The 22,367-nt window shown below is 59.4% G+C and carries 16 protein-coding genes and 1 pseudogene; 12 read left to right on the forward strand and 5 right to left on the reverse strand.

Annotated features, from left to right (window positions below):
• Nucleotides 1–41: 41 nt before the first annotated feature.
• From F8562_RS23685 to F8562_RS29710, 5 genes and pseudogenes are all read right to left on the reverse strand, one after another.
• A complete protein-coding gene (locus F8562_RS23685; RefSeq protein ID WP_014226662.1) occupies nt 42–1,082 on the reverse strand; it encodes an NADP(H)-dependent aldo-keto reductase in 1,041 nt (346 codons plus the stop codon).
• A gap of 237 nt (nt 1,083–1,319) precedes the next feature.
• Complete coding sequence (locus F8562_RS23690; protein WP_004105255.1) at nt 1,320–1,538, reverse strand: YgdI/YgdR family lipoprotein; 219 nt, start codon at nt 1,536–1,538, stop codon at nt 1,320–1,322.
• 124 nt (nt 1,539–1,662) lie between these two features.
• A complete protein-coding gene (locus F8562_RS23695) occupies nt 1,663–2,376 on the reverse strand; it encodes a TerC family protein (RefSeq protein WP_004105253.1) in 714 nt (237 codons plus the stop codon).
• 81 nt (nt 2,377–2,457) lie between these two features.
• Nucleotides 2,458–3,153 (reverse strand): DNA mismatch repair endonuclease MutH, encoded by a 696-nt coding sequence (mutH, locus tag F8562_RS23700; RefSeq protein WP_014839430.1) that lies wholly within the window; start codon nt 3,151–3,153, stop codon nt 2,458–2,460.
• An 88-nt stretch (nt 3,154–3,241) separates the two neighbouring features.
• Nucleotides 3,242–3,382, reverse strand: a pseudogene (locus F8562_RS29710) (hypothetical protein); the annotation flags it as partial.
• A 453-nt stretch (nt 3,383–3,835) separates the two neighbouring features.
• On the opposite strand from F8562_RS29710, the gene rppH reads away from it, so the two are divergent.
• The 12 genes from rppH to recD all read left to right on the forward strand — a co-directional run bounded on the left by rppH (nt 3,836) and on the right by recD (nt 22,331).
• Nucleotides 3,836–4,366 carry an RNA pyrophosphohydrolase gene (gene rppH, locus F8562_RS23715; protein ID WP_004124593.1) on the forward strand — a complete coding sequence of 177 codons (531 nt, stop codon included), beginning with the start codon at nt 3,836–3,838 and terminating at the stop codon, nt 4,364–4,366.
• Nucleotides 4,367–4,378: 12 nt separating this feature from the next.
• Entirely contained in the window at nt 4,379–6,625 is a 2,247-nt protein-coding gene (ptsP, locus tag F8562_RS23720; protein ID WP_014226660.1) for a phosphoenolpyruvate--protein phosphotransferase, read from the forward strand.
• 295 nt (nt 6,626–6,920) lie between these two features.
• Nucleotides 6,921–7,796, forward strand: a complete 876-nt coding sequence (lgt, locus tag F8562_RS23725) for a prolipoprotein diacylglyceryl transferase (RefSeq protein ID WP_014226659.1) — start codon at nt 6,921–6,923, stop codon at nt 7,794–7,796.
• 6 nt (nt 7,797–7,802) lie between these two features.
• Nucleotides 7,803–8,597, forward strand: a complete 795-nt coding sequence (gene thyA / locus F8562_RS23730; protein WP_004124584.1) for a thymidylate synthase — start codon at nt 7,803–7,805, stop codon at nt 8,595–8,597.
• Between the two features lie 220 nt (nt 8,598–8,817).
• Nucleotides 8,818–9,285 carry a prepilin peptidase-dependent protein gene (locus F8562_RS23740; protein WP_014839425.1) on the forward strand — a complete coding sequence of 156 codons (468 nt, stop codon included), beginning with the start codon at nt 8,818–8,820 and terminating at the stop codon, nt 9,283–9,285.
• Nucleotides 9,276–9,839 (forward strand): prepilin peptidase-dependent protein, encoded by a 564-nt coding sequence (locus tag F8562_RS23745; RefSeq protein WP_014839424.1) that lies wholly within the window; start codon nt 9,276–9,278, stop codon nt 9,837–9,839. The genes F8562_RS23740 and F8562_RS23745 overlap by 10 nt, the downstream gene beginning before the upstream one ends.
• Entirely contained in the window at nt 9,836–10,249 is a 414-nt protein-coding gene (locus F8562_RS23750) for a DUF2509 family protein (protein WP_014839423.1), read from the forward strand. Before F8562_RS23745 ends, F8562_RS23750 begins: the two co-directional genes overlap by 4 nt.
• Complete coding sequence (locus tag F8562_RS23755; protein WP_014226656.1) at nt 10,234–10,557, forward strand: prepilin-type N-terminal cleavage/methylation domain-containing protein; 324 nt, start codon at nt 10,234–10,236, stop codon at nt 10,555–10,557. The genes F8562_RS23750 and F8562_RS23755 overlap by 16 nt, the downstream gene beginning before the upstream one ends.
• 12 nt (nt 10,558–10,569) lie before the next feature.
• Nucleotides 10,570–13,944: an exodeoxyribonuclease V subunit gamma gene (recC, locus tag F8562_RS23760; RefSeq protein ID WP_014839422.1), complete on the forward strand. Its 3,375-nt coding sequence runs from the start codon at nt 10,570–10,572 to the stop codon at nt 13,942–13,944.
• Between the two features lie 127 nt (nt 13,945–14,071).
• Nucleotides 14,072–16,957, forward strand: coding sequence for a pitrilysin (ptrA, locus tag F8562_RS23765; RefSeq protein WP_014839421.1), 2,886 nt, complete (start codon nt 14,072–14,074; stop codon nt 16,955–16,957).
• Nucleotides 16,954–20,499, forward strand: a complete 3,546-nt coding sequence (gene recB, locus F8562_RS23770; RefSeq protein WP_089046389.1) for an exodeoxyribonuclease V subunit beta — start codon at nt 16,954–16,956, stop codon at nt 20,497–20,499. Before ptrA ends, recB begins: the two co-directional genes overlap by 4 nt.
• Nucleotides 20,496–22,331 (forward strand): exodeoxyribonuclease V subunit alpha, encoded by a 1,836-nt coding sequence (recD, locus tag F8562_RS23775; protein WP_014839419.1) that lies wholly within the window; start codon nt 20,496–20,498, stop codon nt 22,329–22,331. Before recB ends, recD begins: the two co-directional genes overlap by 4 nt.
• Nucleotides 22,332–22,367: the final 36 nt, after the last annotated feature.

Here is a 22,367-nt window from a genome sequence, read left to right on the forward strand (position 1 = left end):
CGGACAGATGCGTAGCATCGCCTCCGGGGGCTTTTACGGCCTTACGGTGCCGGGTAGGTATAAACCTGATGCACCGCTTCAATCTCGGCTAAAACCTCTGCGCTCAGCTCCAGATGCAGGCTTTCGACGTTGGTTTTCAGCTGCTCCATGGTCGTCGCGCCCAGCAGGGTGCTGGCGACAAACGGCTGACGACGTACGAAGGCCAGCGCCATCTGCGCCGGGTCAAGGTTGTGCCGCTTCGCGATATCGACATAGGCCGCCACCGCTTTTTGCGTCTGCTCGCCGCTGTAGCGCGTAAAACGGCTGAACAGCGTATTGCGCGCGCCTGCCGGTTTTGCGCCGTTGAGGTATTTCCCGGTCAGCGTGCCGAACGCCAGGCAGGAATAGGCCAGCAGCTCCACGCCTTCATACTGGCTGACTTCCGCCAGGCCCACTTCAAAGCTGCGGTTCACCAGGCTGTACGGGTTCTGGATCGTCACGATGCGCGGCAGGTCGTGCTTGTCCGCCAGATGAAGATAGCGCATCACGCCAAACGCCGTTTCGTTAGAGACCCCGATATAGCGAATCTTGCCGGCGCGCTGGAATTCGGCCAGCGCGTCCAGCGTATCCAGCAGGGTGACGACCGGGGCGGAATCGGCCCAGGTGTAGCCCAGCTTGCCGAAACAGTTGGTCGGGCGCTGCGGCCAGTGTACCTGATAGAGGTCGAGATAATCGGTCTGCAGGCGCTTCAGGCTGTCGTGCAGCGCCTCGCGGATATTTTTACGATCCAGCTTGTGGTCAGGACGAATGCTGCTGTCGTTATTGCGGGCAGGGCCGCTCACTTTAGAGGCGATAATCAGCTTTTCGCGATTGCCGCGCTTCGCCAGCCAGTTACCGACGTAGGTTTCCGTCAGGCCCTGGGTTTCCGGGCGCGGCGGGACGGGATACATTTCCGCGACGTCAATCAGGTTAATGCCCTGACTCACCGCGTAATCGAGCTGCTCGTGCGCGTCTGCCTCGCTATTCTGCTCACCAAACGTCATTGTGCCCAGCCCCAGCGTGCTGATTTCAAGAGAACTGTGTGGGATACGGTGATACTGCATAGCCGGCTTCCTTTTTTATCAACAAGGTCAGGCGTTCCCCGACAAAGGAATATAAAAATGGCAGAGGGGGAGAAAAAGGGGAAGTAAAAAAATCAAAAAAGCCGGGCTGACGGAATCCGGCCTGATGAATCCTCGCGGACAGATCAGGTGTATCCCGACTTTTCTCTGAATGCTGAAGAATAAAGAACGCTGCTCAACGGTGCGATAAAACGCTAAATCGCGACCTGACGGCGGGACTTAACGTTTAATAATCTGCGAAACGTCGTCACGATTGATCTGCATTTTATTACCCTGCTGATCTTCGTAGCTGATAAGGCCGGTGTCGTCGTCTATGGCGGGTTTGCCGTCAGTCAGAATCATGCGACCATCTTTGGTTGCCATGACGTAATCGCTGCTGCAACCGGAAACCGAGAACGCCAGTCCTACGGCGGAAATCAATACTGCCCATTTTTTCATCGCTATCACCCCTATTATAGCCGCACCTCGTACCAGTATATTAATAGCCTGATTTGTGAGACATAAAAAGCAGTTAAGTCTTAAAAAAGAATTGCAGCCCGTTTCAGGGCTGCATTTTAGCGGGCTACAGCGGATTTTTTTTATTGCGCAGCAGGTTGAGACTTTCAACCGCAATCGAAAAGAACATCGCGAAATAGATGTAGCCTTTCGGCACGTGCACGTCGAAACTTTCGAGCATCAGCGTAAAGCCGACGAGGATCAAAAACGACAGCGCCAGCATTTTCACCGAAGGATGGCGGTCAACAAAATCGCCTATCGAACGGGCGGCAACCATCATCACCAGCACCGCGATAACCACTGCCGCCATCATAATAAACAGATGGTCCGACAGCCCGACGGCGGTGATCACCGAATCGAGGCTGAAAATAATATCCAGCAGCATAATCTGCACGATGGCGCCCATAAATGAATGGACGTTGGTTTTCAGCCCTTCTTCTTCGCCTTCAATGGATTCGTGAATTTCTTTACTCGCCTTCCAGATCAGGAACAGCCCGCCCAGCAGGAGGATCAGATCGCGAAACGAGATCTCCTGGCCTAGCACGGTAAAGAGAGGATTAGTGAGCTTGACGACCCACGCGATTGACGCCAGCAGCGCCAGACGCATGATCATCGCCCCCATCAGCCCAATACGGCGGGCGTGGGCCCGTTGCGCTGTGGGCAGTTTTGCCACCACCAGAGAGAGGAAAATAATATTATCGATCCCGAGCACTATCTCCAGCAGCGTCAGCGTACCAAGCGCCAGCCAGGCGTTAGGATCGGTTACCCATGCAAATAACATCGTTCAAAGTCCTGCAAAATAGAAAGATGCGATTATATGCAACCGCCACGGCAGAACAAAAAATTAATCATCTCCAGGCCGTTATTTCGAGGAGAGAAGGAAATGGCGGGCGAGCAGGGCGGCGGTAAAGTTTTTCTTCAGATAGAAACCGCGCGGTAGGGTGAGGATCGGTTCGCCGCGGGCGCCTACCGCCTCGGTCAGCGCTTTGCTGTTTGCCGCTTTCGGGCGCAGCTGCAGCACTTCGCCGTGGCGGGCGGTGATGCGCTCGACCTGGCCGAGGACGATCAAATCCATCAGCTCTTCCCAATCCATACGCAGCTGGCGATCTTCTTCTTCGCTGGGGCTCCACAGCAGCGGTGCGCCGACGCGGCGTTCGGCCAAAGGAATCGCGCGATCGCCCTCTACCGGTACCCACAGTACCCGATTGAGCTTATGACGCACGTGGCTGCTCTCCCAGGTGACGCCGCTGTTGCCGGTCAGCGGCGCGACGCAGACGAAGGTGGTTTCCAGCGGGCGACCTGATGAATCGATGGGGATGGTTTTCAGCTCGACGCCGAGGGCGGCGAAATCCTGCTCCGGCTTGCTGCCTGCGCTGGCGCCAAGCCATATCTCCAGCAGGATGCCGATCCAGCCTTTATCACGCTTTAAATCGCGCGGAATCGGAATCCCGGCAAGCTGGGCCAGCTCCCCCAGCGAATATCCTGCCAGCTGCTGCGCCTGGGCCAGAAGCTGCTCCTGGCTTTGCGGGGGGGATAAGAGCGGCGCGATGGTCGGCATAGCGTAAAACCTCTGACTAAAAAGTGAGCAGTAATTTCATCCGTTGTGGATAGAGTTTACCTTTTCTTGAGTAAGTATGACAATTTGATGATTCATATGGTTTTTTTTGCGATTTTTTGCCGCGGTGAAAATGGTGAAACCGGGTTTTCCAGAACTGGTCACCGACAATGAACAGGATCTTACACCCTGTTATCCACAGAAAAATGGGATAACTGGGGAAAAGCCCCACTACTGTTTCCATTTACAGCCTTGACGTGAGATGAAAATCGAGTTTTTAGACAAAATATGCCCAGAGCACATGCGTAATCTGTGGATAAAACCAACATTGCTCGATCTTTCATCAGTTCCAGGATCTCTTATGTGATGATCGTCACGTTATACTGTGAATTATGAAATTTTAACATGCTAACTTTATGAAAATTAGGTCATTATAACCAGGTGCTATCGCTACTCTGTTCGGATGATTCCGGGTTTTCCCTGGTTAATTCCGTACTTCTTCACAACTCTATCCACAGAAAAAGTGAATAAAATCGTCCGGGTATGGCTTTCGCTGTTTATAACTCCGGGTATTACTGTGAGTTATTCAAATGTTATTCGATCTCATCCCCCTCACAGAGTGGTTTACCGTTTCCAACGAGTGTGAAACAATCATTCACATTGAAGCTTATTTTGAGGTAGTCCGGTGATTGATGACGATGGCTACCGCCCAAATGTCGGTATTGTAATCTGTAATCGCCAGGGCCAGGTTATGTGGGCCAGGCGCTATGGTCAGCACTCGTGGCAGTTCCCGCAAGGGGGCATAAATCCAGGGGAATCAGCAGAGCAGGCGATGTATCGGGAATTGTTCGAAGAAGTTGGGCTAAGCCGTAAAGATGTGCGGATCCTTGCTTCAACCCGTAACTGGTTGCGTTACAAATTGCCTAAACGTTTGGTGCGTTGGGACACAAAGCCGGTATGTATCGGCCAGAAACAGAAGTGGTTTCTCCTGCAATTGATCGGCAGCGATGCGGATGTCAATATGCAAACCAGCAGTACACCTGAGTTTGATGGCTGGCGATGGGTAAGCTACTGGTACCCGGTGCGTCAGGTGGTGTCGTTTAAGCGCGACGTATACCGCAGGGTGATGAAAGAGTTTGCCAGCGTCACCATGGCGCTGGCGGAAAGCACGCCTAAGCCGCAGAGCGCGCCTGCATATCGACGTAAAAGAGGTTAAGCCACGCACATTATGCTCACTCGGTTGCGAGAAATAGTCGAGAAGGTCGCGAGTGCGCCGCGTTTAAACGAGGCGCTGGATATCCTGGTCACCGATATCTGCGCCGCGATGGAGACGGAAGTCTGTTCGGTTTATCTGGCTGACAATGACCGACGCTGTTATTACCTGATGGCGACGCGCGGGTTGAAAAAGCCGCGCGGGCGCATCGTTGCGCTCGCTTTTGACGAAGGTCTGGTGGGCCTGGTTGGCCGCCTGGCCGAACCCATTAACCTCGCCGACGCGCAAAAGCACCCCAGCTTTAAATATATTCCCGCGGTCAAAGAGGGCCGCTTTCGCGCCTTCCTCGGCGTGCCGATTATCCAGCGGCGTCAGCTGCTCGGCGTGCTGGTTGTGCAGCAGCGCGAACTGCGCCAGTTTGACGAAAGCGAAGAGTCCTTCCTGGTCACCCTGGCCACGCAAATCGCCGGCATTCTCTCTCAATCCCAGCTGAACGCGCTGTTTGGTCAATATCGTCAGACCCGCATCCGCGCGCTGCCCGCCTCGTCAGGCGTGGCGATTGCCGAAGGCTGGATGGACGTCAGCCTGCCGCTGATGGAGCAGGTTTATGAAGCCTCGACGCTCGATACCGCTTCCGAGCGCGAGCGGCTGACCGGCGCGCTGGAAGAGGCGGCGAATGAGTTTCGCCGCTACAGCAAACGCTACGCTGCCGGCGCGCAGAAAGAGACGGCGGCCATCTTTGACCTCTATTCGCACCTGCTTTCCGACGCGCGCCTGCGCCGCGAGCTGTTCGCTGAAGTGGATAAAGGCGCGGTGGCCGAATGGGCGGTGAAGAAGATCATCGAGAAATTCGCCGAACAGTTTGCCGCGCTCAGCGACGGCTATCTGAAAGAGCGCGCGGGCGATCTGCGCACGCTGGGCCAGCGGCTGCTTTTCCATCTCGATGACAGTATCCAGGGGCCCAATACCTGGCCGGAGCGCATCGTGCTGGTGGCGGATGAACTGTCGGCCACCACCTTAGCGGAGGTTCCTCAGGATCGTTTAGCCGGCGTGGTGGTGCGCGATGGCGCGGCGAACTCCCACGCCGCGATTATGGTGCGCGCGCTGGGCATTCCGACGGTGATGGGGGCGGATATTCAGCCTTCGCTGCTGCACGGCCATACGCTGATTGTCGACGGCTATCGCGGCGAGCTGCTGGTCGATCCCGAGCCGGTGCTGCTGCAAGAGTATCAGCGCCTGATCAGCGAAGAGAACGAGCTTAGCCGCCTGGCCGAGGACGATCTTGAACGCGCTTCCGAACTGAAAAGCGGCGAGCGGGTAAAAGTCATGCTCAACGCGGGCCTGAGCCCCGAGCATGAAGAAAAACTCGGCAATTTCGTCGACGGTATTGGCCTTTACCGTACCGAAATCCCCTTTATGCTGCAAAGCGGCTTCCCTTCCGAAGAGGAGCAGGTTGCCCAGTATCAGGGCATGCTGCAGATGTTCAACGAGAAATCGGTGACGCTGCGCACGCTGGACATCGGCGCGGATAAACAGCTGCCGTATATGCCGATCAGCGAAGAGAATCCGTGCCTTGGCTGGCGCGGTATTCGGATCACGCTCGATCAGCCGGAGATCTTTCTGGTACAGGTCCGCGCGATGCTGCGGGCCAACGCGGCAACCGGAAACCTCAGCATCCTGCTACCGATGGTCACCAGCCTGGATGAAGTGGATGAGGCTCGTCGCCTGATCGATCGCGCCAGCCGCGAAGTGGAAGAGATGATCGGCTACGCCATTCCCCGCCCGCGTCTTGGCGTGATGCTGGAAGTGCCGTCGATGGTCTTTATGCTGCCGCAGCTGGCGAATCGCGTTGATTTTATCTCCGTTGGCACCAACGATCTGACCCAGTACATTCTGGCGGTGGATCGCAACAACACCCGGGTCGCCAGTATGTATGACAGCCTGCATCCGGGGGTACTGCGGGCGCTGGCGATGATTGCCCGCGACGCCGAGCGTTTTGGTATCGACCTGCGCCTGTGTGGCGAAATGGCGGGCGATCCGATGTGCGTGACGATCCTGATTGGCATGGGCTATCGTCATCTGTCGATGAACGGTCGTTCGGTGGCGAGAGTGAAGTATTTGCTGCGGCGCATCGATATCAATGAAGCCCAGGAGCTTTCCCAGCGTAGCCTGGAAGCGCAGATGACCGCCGAAGTGCGCCATCAGGTCGCGGCTTTTATGGAGCGACGCGGACTCGGCGGCCTGATTCGCGGCGGCCGCTAGCGCGGGCTACGGTTCATGAATTTGTAGCCCGGGTAAGGCGTTAGCCGTGATCCGGGACAACGCTGACGAGGTTCGGGCGGCCTGAGGGTTGGGTAGCCCGGACAGGCGCAGCGCGCCGCCTCCGGGAATGCTCAGCCGCGAATTCGCATTCGTATACATATCTTTTACATGTCCGGCGCGGATCGCCCTTCGCGCTTATGCTATCATTCGCAGCCTTTGGAGCGCCCGTTTCTGACGCGCGCGAACGATCCCCGCTGTCCACTTTCGGCGGAATAACAAGTGTTTATGGTGACAGATGAATAGTGGCTACCTGCATTTTCCGGAGTTTGATCCGGTAATTTTTTCCATTGGACCGGTCTCCCTCCACTGGTACGGTCTGATGTACCTGGTTGGGTTTGTTTTTGCGATGTGGTTGGCCACCCGTCGGGCCAATCGTCCGGGCAGCGGTTGGACAAAAAACGAAGTTGAAAACCTGCTGTACGCCGGCTTCCTCGGGGTTTTCCTCGGCGGGCGTCTTGGCTATGTCTTCTTCTACAACCTGCCGGTGTTCCTCGACGATCCGCTCTATCTGTTCCGCGTCTGGGACGGCGGTATGTCCTTCCACGGCGGCCTGATCGGCGTGATTCTGGTGATGATCATTTTCGCCAAACGCACGAAGCGTACCTTCTTCCAGGTTTCCGACTTCATTGCGCCGCTGATTCCGTTTGGCCTCGGCGCCGGGCGTCTGGGCAACTTTATCAACGGCGAACTGTGGGGCCGCGTCGATCCGAACTTCCACTACACCATGATTTTCCCCGGCTCTCGGGCGGAAGACCTGGCGCTGCTGCCGTCGCATCCTGAGTGGCAATCGCTGTTCGATACCTACGGCGCGCTGCCGCGTCATGCTTCGCAGCTCTATGAGCTGGCGCTGGAAGGCGTCGTGCTGTTCCTGATCCTGAACCTGTTTATCCGCAAGCCGCGTCCGGCCGGTTCGGTTTCCGGCCTGTTCCTCATTGGCTACGGTCTGTTCCGCATCATCGTGGAGTTCTTCCGTCAGCCCGATGCCCAGTTTACCGGCGGCTGGGTACAGTACATCAGCATGGGGCAGATTCTTTCGATTCCGATGGTGCTTGCGGGTATCATCATGATGGTCTGGGCGTACCGTTGTCGTCCGCAGCAACAAAATTCTTGAGGAACCATGAAACAGTATCTTGATTTGATGCAGAAAGTGCTCGATGAGGGCACGCAAAAAAATGACCGCACCGGTACCGGTACCGTCTCCATCTTCGGTCACCAGATGCGTTTTAACCTGCAGGAAGGATTCCCGTTGGTGACGACCAAGCGCTGTCATTTACGCTCCATCATCCATGAACTGCTGTGGTTCCTGCAGGGTGACACCAACGTGGCGTATCTGCACGAAAACAACGTCACTATCTGGGACGAATGGGCGGATGAAAACGGCGATCTGGGGCCGGTTTACGGCAAGCAGTGGCGCTCCTGGCCCGCGCCGGACGGCCGTCATATCGACCAGATCAGCACGGTGATGGAACAGCTGAAAAACGACCCGGATTCTCGCCGGATTATCGTCTCGGCATGGAACGTCGGCGAGCTGAACAAAATGGCGCTGGCCCCGTGCCACGCGTTCTTCCAGTTCTACGTCGCCGACGGCAAGCTCTCCTGCCAGCTCTATCAGCGCTCGTGCGACGTATTCCTCGGCCTGCCGTTCAATATTGCCAGCTACGCGCTGCTGGTGCATATGGTGGCGCAGCAGTGCGACCTCGAAGTGGGCGATTTTGTCTGGACCGGCGGCGATACGCACCTGTACAGCAACCACATGGAGCAGACGCATCTGCAGCTGAGCCGCGAACCGCGGGCGCTGCCGAAGCTGGTGATCAAACGTAAGCCGGCATCGATTTTCGACTACCGTTTTGAAGACTTCGAAATCGAAGGCTACGACCCGCATCCGGGGATTAAAGCGCCGGTGGCGATTTAACCCGGAAGTGACGACGAAAAACCGGCGCCTGCGAGCGCCGGTTTTTTTATGCCTCAGCCGGGCCGACGGCCAGCTTTATTCCCCCGACGGAACGCTTCTTTGCGAGCAGATTTCCTGCACTGTTGAAACCCGCTGCAACGCCTTTAATACTCTCCGGCGCGCGCCGCAAACCCGCATTTTACCGTTCGAATAAAGCCTCAATGCTCCGCATACTCGGCCCATGAACAGAGAACATGGCTATACCCTGATTGAAACCCTGCTCACCATGGTCGTGGTCGTCATTCTCGGCGCCAGCGGGCTGTACGGCTGGCAGAGCTGGCAACGGCAGCAGCGCCTGTGGCAAACCGCCTGCCAGGTCCGCGACTACCTGGTGCTGCTACGCGATGACGCCAACTGGCACAACCGCGACAGGGTATTAAGCGTCGGCCAAAGCGCGGAGGGCTGGTGCCTGAGCGCCAGCGGGGCGATGGCCGACTGTCGCCTCAGGGACGCTTTCACGCTGCAACCGCTATGGCCGGAGGTCTCGCTCAGCGCGATGACGCCGGGGCTGGGGTTTTATGGCCTGCGTAATACTGCCTGGGCAGGGCATATCCGCCTGCAAAGCGCCGCGGGCGGCTGGAACATTATCGTTTCTCATTGGGGGCGTATCCGCCTGTGTCGCGGCGAGGAGACGGCATCGTGTCTGTAAAACAGCGCGGCTTTTCCCTGCCGGAAACGCTGATCGCGATGGCCATCAGCTCCGTGCTGCTGCTCGGCAGCGCGCGTTTTCTTCCGGCGCTGCAGTGGGCCGCGCTTCGCCAGACCCGGCAGCAGTCGCTGGAAAATGAGCTCTGGCAGCGAATCTACACCGTCGCGAAGCATCTGCAGCGCGCCGGATACTGCCGCGGCCGCTGTTATGGGCAGGCGCTGTATATCGCAGAGGGCGGTGATTGCCTGCTGGTGAGCTGGGATAGCAACAGCGATGGCGTCTGGAATAATGCGCCGTCATCGGAATCGGATACCACCGGGTTTCGCCTGCGCGATGGCGCGCTGGAAACCCTGCGCGGCGCAAGCGCCTGCAGCGGCAAAGGCTGGGAGAAAATGACCAACCCGGCGGCGATTCAGATCACCGCGTTTCAGGTTACGCGCCTGGAGAGGGCGGGCTTCGCGCCTGAATTATCGATTACCCTTGCGGCGCACTCGGTCGCCGACCCGCAAATCCGCGCCCGGGCGGAATACGGCGTAACGGGATATAACCTGTGAATCGCCAGCGCGGGCTCTCTTCGCTGCTGATGGTGCTGCTGCTGTTAGCGCTCGGCACGCTATTACTCCAGGGGCTGCACCAGCAGCAGCGTTCGCTGTTAGCGCAGACGGCCAGCGAAACGCGGGCGCTTGGCGATGCCGCTGACGCGCATTCCGCGCTGCAGTGGGGAAAGGGGCTCGTCTGGCCGCTTCAGGAAACGGTTAGCTGCCAGCAGAGCGCGGCGCTCGGCTGGCGCGCCTGCCTGCGAGTCTTTAGCGACGCCTCGGTATTGCTGATTGGCGGCAGCGGTGGCGGCGGCATGCTGCTGTGGCAGTCAGGCGCAATCGAACAAAACCGCGTCCGCTTTTCGCCTCACGGCTGGAGCGATTTTTGCCCGTTAAAGGAGGCAAGCCTATGCCAGATGCCCTGAGGCGGCAGAGAGGGTTTAGCCTGCCCGAAACGCTGCTGGCTTTAGTCTTGCTTATCGCAACCGTGACCGCGCTGGCGGGCTATCAGCGTGGGCTGGCCAACGGCTTTATGCAGCTCAACCAGTACCGTCAGCTGTGGCGCGATGCGTGGCGATTCAGTCAGCTTAGCCCACCGGTGATTCCCGCGAATCGCCAGGTATCCCGCATGCAGACATCGGTGCAAAGATGTGTCAGCATCACGGTAACGATCACGATGCCCGCAGCCAGGCGGGCGCAGATGACCCGGCTGCACTGCCCGGTCAGTCAGTAGCCAGGAGCGAATATGTTAAGGGTGTACCACTCAAACCGTCTGGATGTGCTTGAAGCCTTGATGGAGTTTATCGTCGAGCGCCAGCGGCTGGATGACCCTTTTATGCCGGAAATGGTGCTGGTACAGAGTACCGGGATGGCGCAGTGGCTGCAGATGACGCTGGCGCAGCGCTTCGGGATTGCGGCCAACATTGAGTTCCCGCTACCCGCCAGTTTTATCTGGGACATGTTCGTGCGGGTGTTAAAAGATATTCCCGGAGAAAGCGCGTTCAGCAAGCAAAGTATGAGCTGGAAACTCATGACCCTGCTACCGCAGCGGCTGAACGATGAAGCCTTTACGCTACTGCTCCACTATCTGCACGACGATAGCGACAAGCGCAAGCTGTTTCAGCTGGCCGCCAGAGTGGCGGATCTCTATGACCAGTATCTGGTTTATCGCCCCGAGTGGCTGATGCGCTGGGAGGCCGACCAGCGCGTTGACGGGCTTGGAGACGCGCAGGAGTGGCAGGCGCCGCTGTGGAAAGCGCTGGTGGAATATACCGCTGAACTGGGCCAGCCGCTGTGGCATCGCGCCAATTTATACCAACGCTTTATCAGCGCGCTTGAGGCCGCCGAACAGCCGCCCGTCGGGCTACCGTCGCGGGTGTTTATCTGCGGGATTTCGGCGCTGCCGCCGGTATACCTGCAGGCGCTCCAGGCGCTGGGTAAGCATGTCGATGTATATGTTCTCTTCACTAACCCGTGCCGCTACTACTGGGGCGACATTAAAGATCCGGCATTTCTGGCAAAGCTGCTCTCCCGCCAGCGCCGCCACCACCGCGAAACGACGCGAGAGCTGCCCCTGTTTCGCGATACGCAACAGGCTCCGGGATTATTCAACGATGCCGGGGAACAGGATGTCGGCAATCCGCTGCTGGCCTCCTGGGGCAAGCTGGGGCGCGACTATATTTACCTGCTGGCGGGTCTTGAGCGCTATGAAGAGCTGGACGCCTTTGTCGATATCGCGCCGGATAACCTGCTGCATAATCTTCAGGCGGATATTCTCGAACTGCGTAATGCGGCGGTGGCCGGGCGCAGCGCCGAGGAGTTTGCCAACAGCCGCAGCAAGCGGTTGCTGGCGGCGGACGACCGCAGCCTGACGATTCATGTCTGCCATAGCCCGCAGCGCGAGGTTGAGGTGCTGCACGACCGGCTGCTGGCGATGCTCGAAGAGAATCCCGAGCTCACGCCGCGCGATATTATCGTCATGGTGGCGGATATCGATAGCTACAGCCCCTATATTCAGGCGGTCTTCGGCAGCGCCAGCGGCGAGCGCTGGCTGCCGTGGGCGATATCCGACCGGCGGGCCCGCGAATCGCATCCGGCGCTGCAGGCGTTTATCACCCTGCTTTCGCTGCCCGACAGCCGCTTTGCCAGCGAAGACGTGCTGGCGCTGCTGGATGTGCCGGTGCTGGCCGCGCGCTTTAACATTAACGAAGAGGGGCTACGCTACCTGCGCCAGTGGGTTAACGAATCCGGCGTACGCTGGGGAATGGATGACGACAACGTGCGTGAACTCGATCTCCCGGCTACCGGCCAGCATACCTGGCGCTTTGGCCTGACGCGTATGCTGTTGGGCTACGCCATGGACAGCAGCGAAGGGGAGTGGCGCTCGGTGCTGCCTTATGATGAGTCGAGCGGGCTTATCGCCGAGCTGGTGGGCAACCTGGCATCGCTGCTGATGCAGCTTAATCTCTGGCGCCGCGGGCTGGCCCAGGATCGCCCATTAGCCGAGTGGCTGCCGGTATGCCGCGACCTGCTGAACGACTTCTTCCTTCCGGACAGCGAAACGGAAGCCGCCCTGGCGCTGATAGAACAGCAGTGGCAGGCGGTGATTGACGGCGGCGTCGACGCGCAGTATGGCGAAACGGTACCGCTCTCTTTGCTGCGCGATGAGCTGTCCCAGAGGCTCGATCAGCAGCGCATCAGCCAGCGCTTTCTCGCCGGCCCGGTTAACATTTGTACCCTGATGCCGATGCGTTCGATTCCTTTCAAGGTGGTCTGCCTGCTGGGGATGAACGACGGCGTTTATCCGCGCACCCTGGCGCCGCTGGGCTTCGATTTAATGAGCCAGAAGCCGCAGCGCGGAGACCGTAGCCGTCGCGACGATGACCGCTATCTGTTCCTTGAAGCCCTGATGTCGGCCGAGCAGAAGCTCTATATCAGCTATATCGGCCGTTCCATTCAGGACAATAGCGAGCGCTATCCCTCCGTTCTGGTTCAGGAGCTGGCGGACTACATCGGCCAGAGCCACTGTCTGGAAGGGGACGAAGAGCTGGACTGCGATGCCAGCGAACGGCGGGTCAAAGAGCACATCACGCATCTGCATACCCGCATGCCTTTCGATGCCGCAAATTTTCTGGCTAATGAAGATCAAAGCTATGCCCGGGAATGGCTGGCGGCCGCCAGCCAGCAGGGGGAAGCGCACGGCGCGTTCATCCAGCCGCTACCGGTACCGGACATCGATCACTTACCGTTCGAACAGCTGCTGCGCTTCTGGCAGCATCCTGTTCGCGCGTTCTTTCAGCAGCGGCTGCGGGTGAATTTCCGCTCGGAGGAGAGCGAGATCCCCGACGATGAACCTTTTACCCTCGAAGGGCTGAGTCGCTATCAGCTGAACCAGCAGCTGCTCAATACGCTGATTGAGCAGCAGGACGCCTCGGCAATGTATCGCCGCTTCCGTGCCGCCGGGGAGCTACCCTATGGCGCGTTCGGCGAACTGGCCTGGGAGACCCAGCGTCAGGAGATGCAAAATCTGGCCGAACGGGTGATCGCCTGCCGCCAGCCGGGGCAGAGCATGGAAATCGATCTGCAATGCAGCGGAGTCAACATCACCGGCTGGCTGCAGCAGGTACAATCCGACGGTTTGCTGCGCTGGCGGCCTTCGCTATTAAGCGTGGCGCAGGGGATGCAACTTTGGCTGGAGCATCTTGTCTATTGTGCTAGCGGCGGTACCGGCGAAAGTCGGCTGTTTGTGCGCAAAGAGGGCGAGTGGCGTTTTCCACCGCTGGCGCAGGAGCAGGCCCAGGGCTACCTCAACGATCTGGTTGACGGTTACCTGCAGGGAATGTCCAAACCGCTGCTGCTGCTGCCGGAAAGCGGCGGCGCATGGCTAAAAGTCTGTTATGACGCCGAAAAGGATGTCATGTTAATGGACGAAGAGACGCAGCAAAAAGCGCGCAGTAAATTTCTTCAGGCTTATGAAGGGAACATGGTGGTCAGCGGCGAAGGTGCCGACGTCTGGTATCAGCGCCTGTGGCGCACGCTGGAAGCGGAATACTATGAAGAGATCCTGACGCAAACGCAGCGTTATTTGCTACCGGTGTTTCGTTTCCATCAGTCCGAATAACATTGTAATAGTATAAAAATTGCGCACTGGATGGCAGTTCATTTATGATGCGCAACGAATCACGGACTGATGTTTATAAAGGCTGTCAATTATGCAGCGCCAGGTTTGTTAATGATGAGGTCCGTGAATGCCCCGCAGTTTATGGTTCAAGGTTATTGTTTTACTGGCCGCCCTCTGGGCGCCGTTAAGTCAGGCAGACACCGGATGGCAACCGATCCAGGAAACCATCCGTAAAAGCGAAAAAGATACCCGTCAATATCAGGCAATCCGCCTCGATAACGGCATGGTAGTGCTGCTGGTTTCCGATCCCCAGGCGGTAAAATCGCTGTCGGCGCTGGTCGTTCCCGTGGGATCGCTGCAGGATCCCGCCGAGCATCAGGGGCTGGCCCACTTCCTGGAGCATATGACGCTGATGGGCTCGAAAAAGTATCCCCATCCTGACAGCCTCGCCGAGTATCTCAAAATGCACGGCGGCAGCCACAACGCCAGCACCGCGCCGTATCGCACCGCCTTCTATCTTGAAGTGGAAAACGATGCCCTGGACGGCGCGGTCGATCGCCTGGCCGACGCCATCGCCGCGCCGCTGCTGGATAAAAAATATGCCGACCGCGAGCGTAATGCGGTTAACGCCGAGCTCACGATGGCGCGTACCCGGGACGGGATGCGAATGGCGCAGGTTAGCGCGGAAACCATTAACCCGGCGCACCCCGGCTCGCAGTTTTCCGGCGGTAACCTTGAAACGCTGAGCGACAAGCCCGGCAAACCGGTGCTTGATGCCCTGCACGCCTTTCGCGATAGCTGGTATTCCGCCAACCTGATGAAAGCGGTGATCTACAGCAACAAGCCTCTGCCGGAGCTGGCGAGCATCGCGGCGGCCACCTACGGTCGCGTGCCGAACCACGATATCAGCAAACCGGAGATTACCGTCCCGGTGGTGACCGATGCGCAAAAGGGCATCATCATTCACTACGTCCCGGCGATGCCGCGTAAAGTGCTGCGCGTGGAGTTCCGCATTGATAACAATAGCGACCAGTTCCGCAGCAAAACCGACGAGCTGGTGACCTATATGATCGGTAATCGCAGTCCCGGTACGCTCTCAGACTGGCTGCAAAAGCAGGGGCTGGTTGAAGGGATTCGCGCGGACTCCGACCCGGTGGTGAACGGCAACAGCGGGGTGCTGGCTATATCCGCGACCCTGACGGACAAAGGTCTGGCGCACCGCGATGAAGTGACCGCGGCCATCTTCAGCTACCTCAATCTGCTGCGCAGCCAGGGAATCGATAAGCGCTATTTTGATGAGCTGGCCCACGTGCTGGCGCTCGACTTCCGCTACCCGTCCATCAACCGCAATATGGATTACGTCGAATGGCTGGCGGACACCATGATCCGCGTGCCGGTGGAGCATACGCTGGACGTTGTCAACATTGCCGATCGCTACGATCCGCAGGCGATCGAAGACCGCCTGGCGATGATGACGCCGCAAAACGCCCGCATCTGGTACATCAGCCCGAAAGAGCCGCATAACAAGACCGCCTACTTCGTCAATGCGCCCTATCAGGTGGATAAGATCAGCGAGCAGACCTTTGCCGACTGGCAGCAGAAGTCCAGCGCCATCGACCTCAAGCTGCCGGTGCTGAACCCCTATATTCCGGATGATTTCAGCTTAATCAAAAGCGACAAGGCTTACCCGCATCCGCAGCTGATTGTAGATGAACCGACGCTGCGGGTGATTTACGCGCCGAGCCAGTACTTCGCCAGCGAACCGAAAGCGGATATTTCGCTGGTTCTGCGTAACCCGCAGGCAATGGACAGCGCCCGCCGGCAGGTGATGTTTGCGCTCAATGATTATCTGGCGGGCATTGCGCTCGACCAGCTCAGCAACCAGGCGGCGGTCGGGGGGATTAGCTTCTCTACCGGCGCGAATAACGGCCTGATGGTTAACGCCAACGGCTATACGCAGCATCTGCCTGAGCTGTTTAACGCCCTGCTCGATGGTTACTTCAGCTATACGCCAACCGAAGAGCAGCTGGAGCAGGCTAAATCCTGGTACGCCCAGATGATGGATTCGGCGGATAAAGGCAAAGCCTACGATCAGGCGATCATGCCGATTCAGATGGTTTCTCAGGTGCCGTACTTCCAGCGCGAAGAGCGTCGGGCGCTGCTGCCATCGATCACCCTGAAAGAGGTGCTGGAATACCGCGATAATCTCAAGGCGAAAGGGCGACCGGAGCTGATGGTCATCGGTAATCTTACCGCCGATCAATCCACCGCCATGGCGCGGCAGATTCAAAAACAGCTGGGCGCCGACGGCAACGAGTGGTGCCGCAACAAAGACGTTCTGGTCGATCGTAAACAGCTGGCGATTTTTGAAAAAGCGGGCAACAGTACCGATTCCGCGCTGGCCGCCGTCTTCGCGCCGCCGAACGTGGACGAATACGCCAGCTCTGCCGCCAGCTCGCTCCTCGGGCAAATCGTACAGCCGTGGTTCTATAACCAGCTACGTACGGAAGAGCAGCTGGGCTACGCGGTCTTCGCCTTCTCGATGAACGTTGGCCGCCAGTGGGGAATGGGCTTCCTGCTGCAAAGCAGCGATAAGCAGCCGGCTTACCTCTGGCAGCGTTTCCAGGCCTTCTTCCCCACGGCGGAAGCCAAACTGCGGGCAATGAAGCCGGAAGAGTTTGCGCAGATTCAGCAGGCGGTGATCGGTCAGATGCTGGAAGCGCCGCAAACGCTGGGCGATGAAGCGTCGAAGCTGAGCAAAGATTTCGATCGCGGTAATATGCGCTTCGATTCACGTGATAAAGTAGTGGCTCAGATTAAACTGCTGACGCCGCAAAAGCTTGCCGACTTCTTCCATCAGACGGTGGTGGATCCGCAGGGCATGGCAATTCTCTCCCAGGTTTCCGGTAGCCAGAATGGCAAGGCGGAATACGCGCATCCGCAGGATGGCAAAGTCTGGGAGAACGTCAGCGCATTGCAGAAATCCTTACCCCTGATGCGAGAGAATGAATGACCGACACCGCCGAGTCTCTTGACCCACTGCGCTTGCCCCTGACGGGCGAGCGCCTGATAGAAGCCTCTGCGGGCACAGGAAAAACCTTTACCATTGCCGCCCTCTATCTGCGGCTGCTGCTGGGGCTGGGCGGGGAATCCGCCTTTCCCCGCCAGGTCAGCGTGGAAGAGCTGCTGGTAGTGACCTTTACCGAAGCGGCGACCGAAGAGCTGCGCGGGCGTATTCGCAGCAATATCCACGAGCTGCGTATCGCCTGCCTGCGCGAAAGTACCGACAATCCTCTCTACGCCGGGCTGCTGGCGGAAATCGCCGATAAAACCCAGGCGGCGCAAACGCTGCTGCTGGCCGAACGGCAGATGGACGAAGCGGCGGTATTTACCATTCACGGCTTCTGCCAGCGGATGCTGAGCCTTAACGCCTTTGAATCCGGCATGCTGTTCGAACAGCAGCTGATTGAAGATGAATCCCGCCTGCGCTATCAGGCCTGCGCCGACTTCTGGCGTCGCCACTGTTACCCACTGCCGCGTGACATCGCGGCGGTTATCCACGAAGCGTGGAAAGGGCCGCGCGATCTGCTGAAATCCATCGACCGCTGGCTACAGGGAGAGGCGCCGCAGCTCAAATCGCCGCCGCCGGCTGACGAAACGCTGGCCGAACGCCATCAGCAAATTATCGAACGCATCAACGCGCTGAAGCAGCAGTGGCTGGCACAGGTGGGCGAGGTTGAGGCGGTGCTGGAAAACTCGGCCCTCGACCGGCGCAAGTTTAATCGCGGCAATCAGGGGAAATGGCTGGAGAAAGTGACCGCCTGGGCCCAGGAAGAGACCCTGAGCTACCAGCTTCCGGATGCGCTGGAGAAGTTCTCCCAGGCCTTCTTGCTTGAGCGCACCAAAGCGGACGGCGCGCCGCCGGTACACCCGCTGTTCAGCGCGGTAGAAGCGCTGCTGGCGACACCGTTAACCTTGACCGATCTGGTGATTGCCAGGGCGATGGTTGAAATCCGCGAAGCGGTCGCGCGGGAGAAACGCCGCCGCGGCGAGCTGGGCTTTGACGATATGCTTAGCCGCCTGGATGACGCCCTGCGCGGGGAGAGCGGCGAAGCGCTGGCCAGCGCGATTCGCCAGCGCTTTCCGGTGGCGATGATCGACGAATTTCAGGATACCGACCCCCAGCAGTACCGAATCTTTCGCCGCATCTGGCGGCGCCAGGCTGACACCGCGCTGCTGCTGATTGGTGACCCCAAACAGGCCATTTACGCCTTCCGCGGCGCGGATATCTTTACCTACATGAAAGCGCGTGGGGACGTCACCGCCCACTATACGCTCGATACCAACTGGCGCTCCGCGCCGGGGATGGTTGATAGCGTCAATCGCCTGTTTAGCCTCAGCGATAACCCCTTTATGTTCCGCGAAATCCCGTTTATGCCGGTGAAGTCGGCCGATAAAAACCAGGGGCTGCGCTTTACCGTCGATGATGCTGCGGTACCGGCGATGAATATCTGGCTGATGTCGGGCGAGGCCGTCGGGGCGGGGGATTACCAGGCGTTTATGGCCCAGCTGTGCGCGGCGCAAATTCGCGACTGGCTCAGCGCGGGCCAGCAGGGCAAGGCGCTGCTGTGGCGCGGTGAAAAAGCTGAACCCGTGCGGGCTTCGGACATCACGGTGCTGGTGCGCAATCGTCAGGAGGCGTCGTTAATTCGCGATGCCCTTCAGCTGCTGTCGATTCCCTCCGTTTATCTCTCCAATCGCGATAGCGTGTTTGAAACCCCCGAGGCGCAGGAGCTGCTGTGGGTGCTGCAGGCGGTGCTGGCCCCCGAGCGGGAAAATACCCTGCGCAGCGCGCTGGCGACCGCAATGTTCGGCCTCAACGCGCAGGACATTGAAAACCTCAACCAGAGCGAACGGGCCTGGGATGAGCTGGTAGAAGAGTTTAGCGGCTACCGGCAAGTCTGGCGGCAGCGCGGCGTGATGCCGATGCTGCGCGCGCTGATGACCGCGCGGCGCATTGCCGAAAACCTGCTGGCGACCAGCGGCGGCGAGCGGCGCCTGACCGATATCCTGCATATCAGCGAGCTGCTACAGGAGGCGGCGAACCAGCTGGAGAGCGAACATGCGCTGGTGCGCTGGCTGGCGCAGCATATCGCCGAGCCGGATAGCAACGCCTCCAGCCAGCAGATGCGCCTGGAGAGCGATAAGCACCTGGTGCAGATCGTCACTATCCATAAATCGAAAGGGCTGGAGTATCCGCTGGTCTGGCTGCCGTTTATTGCGCGTTTCCGTAAACAGGATCAGGCGTTTTATCACGACAGAACCTCCTTTGCCGCCGTTCTCGACCTGGGGCAGGCGGAGGGCAGCATGGAGCTGGCGGAGGCCGAACGCCTGGCCGAAGATCTGCGCCTGCTTTACGTCGCGCTTACCCGTGCGGTCTGGCACTGCAGCCTTGGCGTTGCGCCGCTCAGCACCCGGCGCAGCGACAAGCCCGGCGCCAGCGATTTTCACCACAGCGCGCTGGGCCGCCTGCTGCAGGGCGGGGAAGCGATGGATGCCGCAGGGCTGATGGCCCGTCTGCAGGCGTTCTGCAGCGGAGAGATCGCCCTGCAGCTCCCGGATACGGCTGCGCCAACGCCGTGGCAGGCTCCGCAGGCGGCGCTACCGCCGCTTTCAGCCCGTTTGCTCGCGCGTTCGGTGACCGATGACTGGCGGGTCACCAGCTACTCCGGCCTGCAGCAGAATGGACACAGCGCGGCGCAGGATCTTCTGCCGCGTCTGGATGTCGATGCCGCTGGCGTCGGTGAGGTCGCGGAAGAGCCGCAGCTTACGCCGCACCAGTTCCCCCGCGGCGCGTCGCCGGGGACGTTTCTGCACAGTTTGTTCGAAGATCTCGATTTTACCCAGCCGGTTCCCGCCGACTGGATGGCGGCCAGGCTCCAGCTGAGCGGCTTCGAGGAAAAGTGGACCCCGGTACTGACCGCATGGCTCGACGGCGTGCTGCGTACCCCTCTGCCCGGCGCGGGCATCGCCCTTAATCAGCTGAGCGAAGGCGATAAACAGGTGGAGATGGCGTTTTATCTGCCCATCGAACAGCCGCTGGATCCCCTGCGTCTGGATGCGCTGATTCGTCAGTACGATCCGCTCTCCGTGGATACCCCAACGCTCGATTTCCGCCAGGTGCGTGGGATGCTGAAAGGCTTTATCGACCTGGTGTTTCGCCACAACGGCCGCTATTACCTGCTGGATTACAAATCCAACTGGCTGGGGGAAAATCGCGAGGCCTATACCCAGGACGCGATGCGGCAGGCAATGCGTTCGCACCGTTACGATTTGCAGTATCAGCTCTATAGCCTGGCGCTGCACCGATATTTACGCCACCGCATTGCCGATTATGATTACGAACGCCACTTCGGCGGCGTTATTTATCTCTTTTTACGCGGCATGGACGGGCAGGACGGCGGGCAGGGTATCTTCGCCACCCGGCCGGCGCTGCCGCTGATTAACGGCCTCGATGCGCTGTTTGCCGGGGAAACCCAGGAGGTTGTGCTATGACCATGGATGAACTGTTACTGCAGGCGGTTGAACAGCGCCTGCTGCGCCCGCTGGACGTCCAGTTTGCGCTCATGGTGGCGCAGGAGGCGCATCCGGCGGTGAAGCTCACCGCCGCCATTCTCAGCCGCGATGCCGGTGAAGGCCACGTCTGCCTGCCGATTTCCCGTCTCGCCGAGGATGAGCTGCTGAGCGCAAAAGCGGCAGGCCTGAGTGAGCAGATCCTTGAGCTGACCGGCGCCCCGGACGGCTGGCTGCCGCTGCTTAACGATGCTGAGGCGGTCAGCGGCGGTGAGCGCCCGACGCCGATGATCCTCTGCGGCGAACGGCTTTACCTCAACCGCATGTGGCGCAACGAATTAACCGTCGCGCGCTTTTTCAATGAGGCCAATCAGGTGCTGGAGGTGGATGAAGCCCGGCTGGCTTCGACGCTCGATGCGCTGTTTCCGCCCGCCGAGGAAACGGACTGGCAAAAAGTGGCGGCTGCGGTCGCCCTGACCCGACGGATTTCGGTGATTTCCGGCGGTCCGGGTACCGGTAAAACCACGACCGTCGCTAAACTGCTGGCCGCGCTGATCCAGACATTCTCCAGCCCGCGCTGCCGGATTCGCCTGGCGGCGCCGACCGGTAAAGCCGCGGCGCGCCTGACCGAGTCCCTCGGCGCTGCGCTGCGCCGCCTCCCTCTCAGCGACCAACAAAAGGCGCTGGTGCCCACCGAAGCCAGCACCCTCCATCGCCTGCTGGGCGCGCAGCCCGGCAGCCAGCGGATGCGCTATCACGCCGACAACCCGCTGCATCTTGACGTGCTGGTGGTGGATGAAGCCTCTATGATTGACCTGCCGATGATGTCGCGCCTGATCGACGCGCTGCCTGAGCACGGAAGGGTGATTTTCCTTGGCGACCGCGATCAGCTGGCGTCGGTAGAGGCCGGAGCGGTGCTGGGGGATATTTGCGCCTGGGTTAATGCAGGCTATACCCCGGCGCGGGCGGCACAGCTCGCCCGGTTGACCGGCCAGCCGGTGCCGGCGGGCGAGGGCAACGTTGCCGGTGCGCTGCGCGACAGCCTGTGCCTGCTGCAAAAAAGCTACCGTTTTGGTCGCCATTCCGGGATCGGCCATCTGGCGTGGGCGGTGAACAGCGGCGAGCGCAGCGCGGTACGCGCAACGCTGCGTCAGTCGTTCGACGATATCGCCCTGTATCCGCTGAGCGCCACCGAAGAGTATGAAGCGATGCTGAATCAGGCGCAGGCGGGCTACGGCCGCTTCCTGCAGCTGCTGCGCGCGCGGGCTGAGCCCGAAGAGATGATCGCCGCCTTTGGCGAATTCCAGCTGCTGTGCGCGCTGCGCGAGGGGCCATATGGGGTCAGCGGCGTGAACGAACAGCTGGAGCAGATGCTGAACCGCAAGCGGGCGATCGCGTTACCGCGGCATTCGCGCTGGTATGAAGGACGGCCGGTGATGATATCCCGCAACGACAGCGCGCTGGGGCTGTTTAACGGCGATATCGGCATCGCGCTGGAAAGAGGCGATGGCCTGCGCGTCTGGTTCCCGATGCCCGACGGCAGCATCAAGTCGGTACAGCCAAGTCGTCTGCCGGAGCACGATACCGCCTGGGCGATGACGGTGCATAAATCGCAGGGGTCGGAGTTCGATCACGCGGCGCTGATCCTGCCTTCGCGCAGCGTGCCGCTGGTAACCCGCGAGCTGGTTTATACCGCCATTACGCGTGCGAAACGGCAGCTGTCGATCTATGCCGATGAGCAGGTGCTGACTCAGGCGGTGGCTGCGCGTACCGAACGACGCAGCGGCCTGACGGATATCTTTTCCGCCCAGTAAGGTTTTCCCCGGTCGGCCGCGCGCCTTCCGGGGAGA

Origin of the sequence: Klebsiella sp. RCJ4, assembly GCF_009025755.1 — a bacterium.
Classification (GTDB): Bacteria; Pseudomonadota; Gammaproteobacteria; order Enterobacterales; family Enterobacteriaceae; genus Klebsiella; species Klebsiella michiganensis.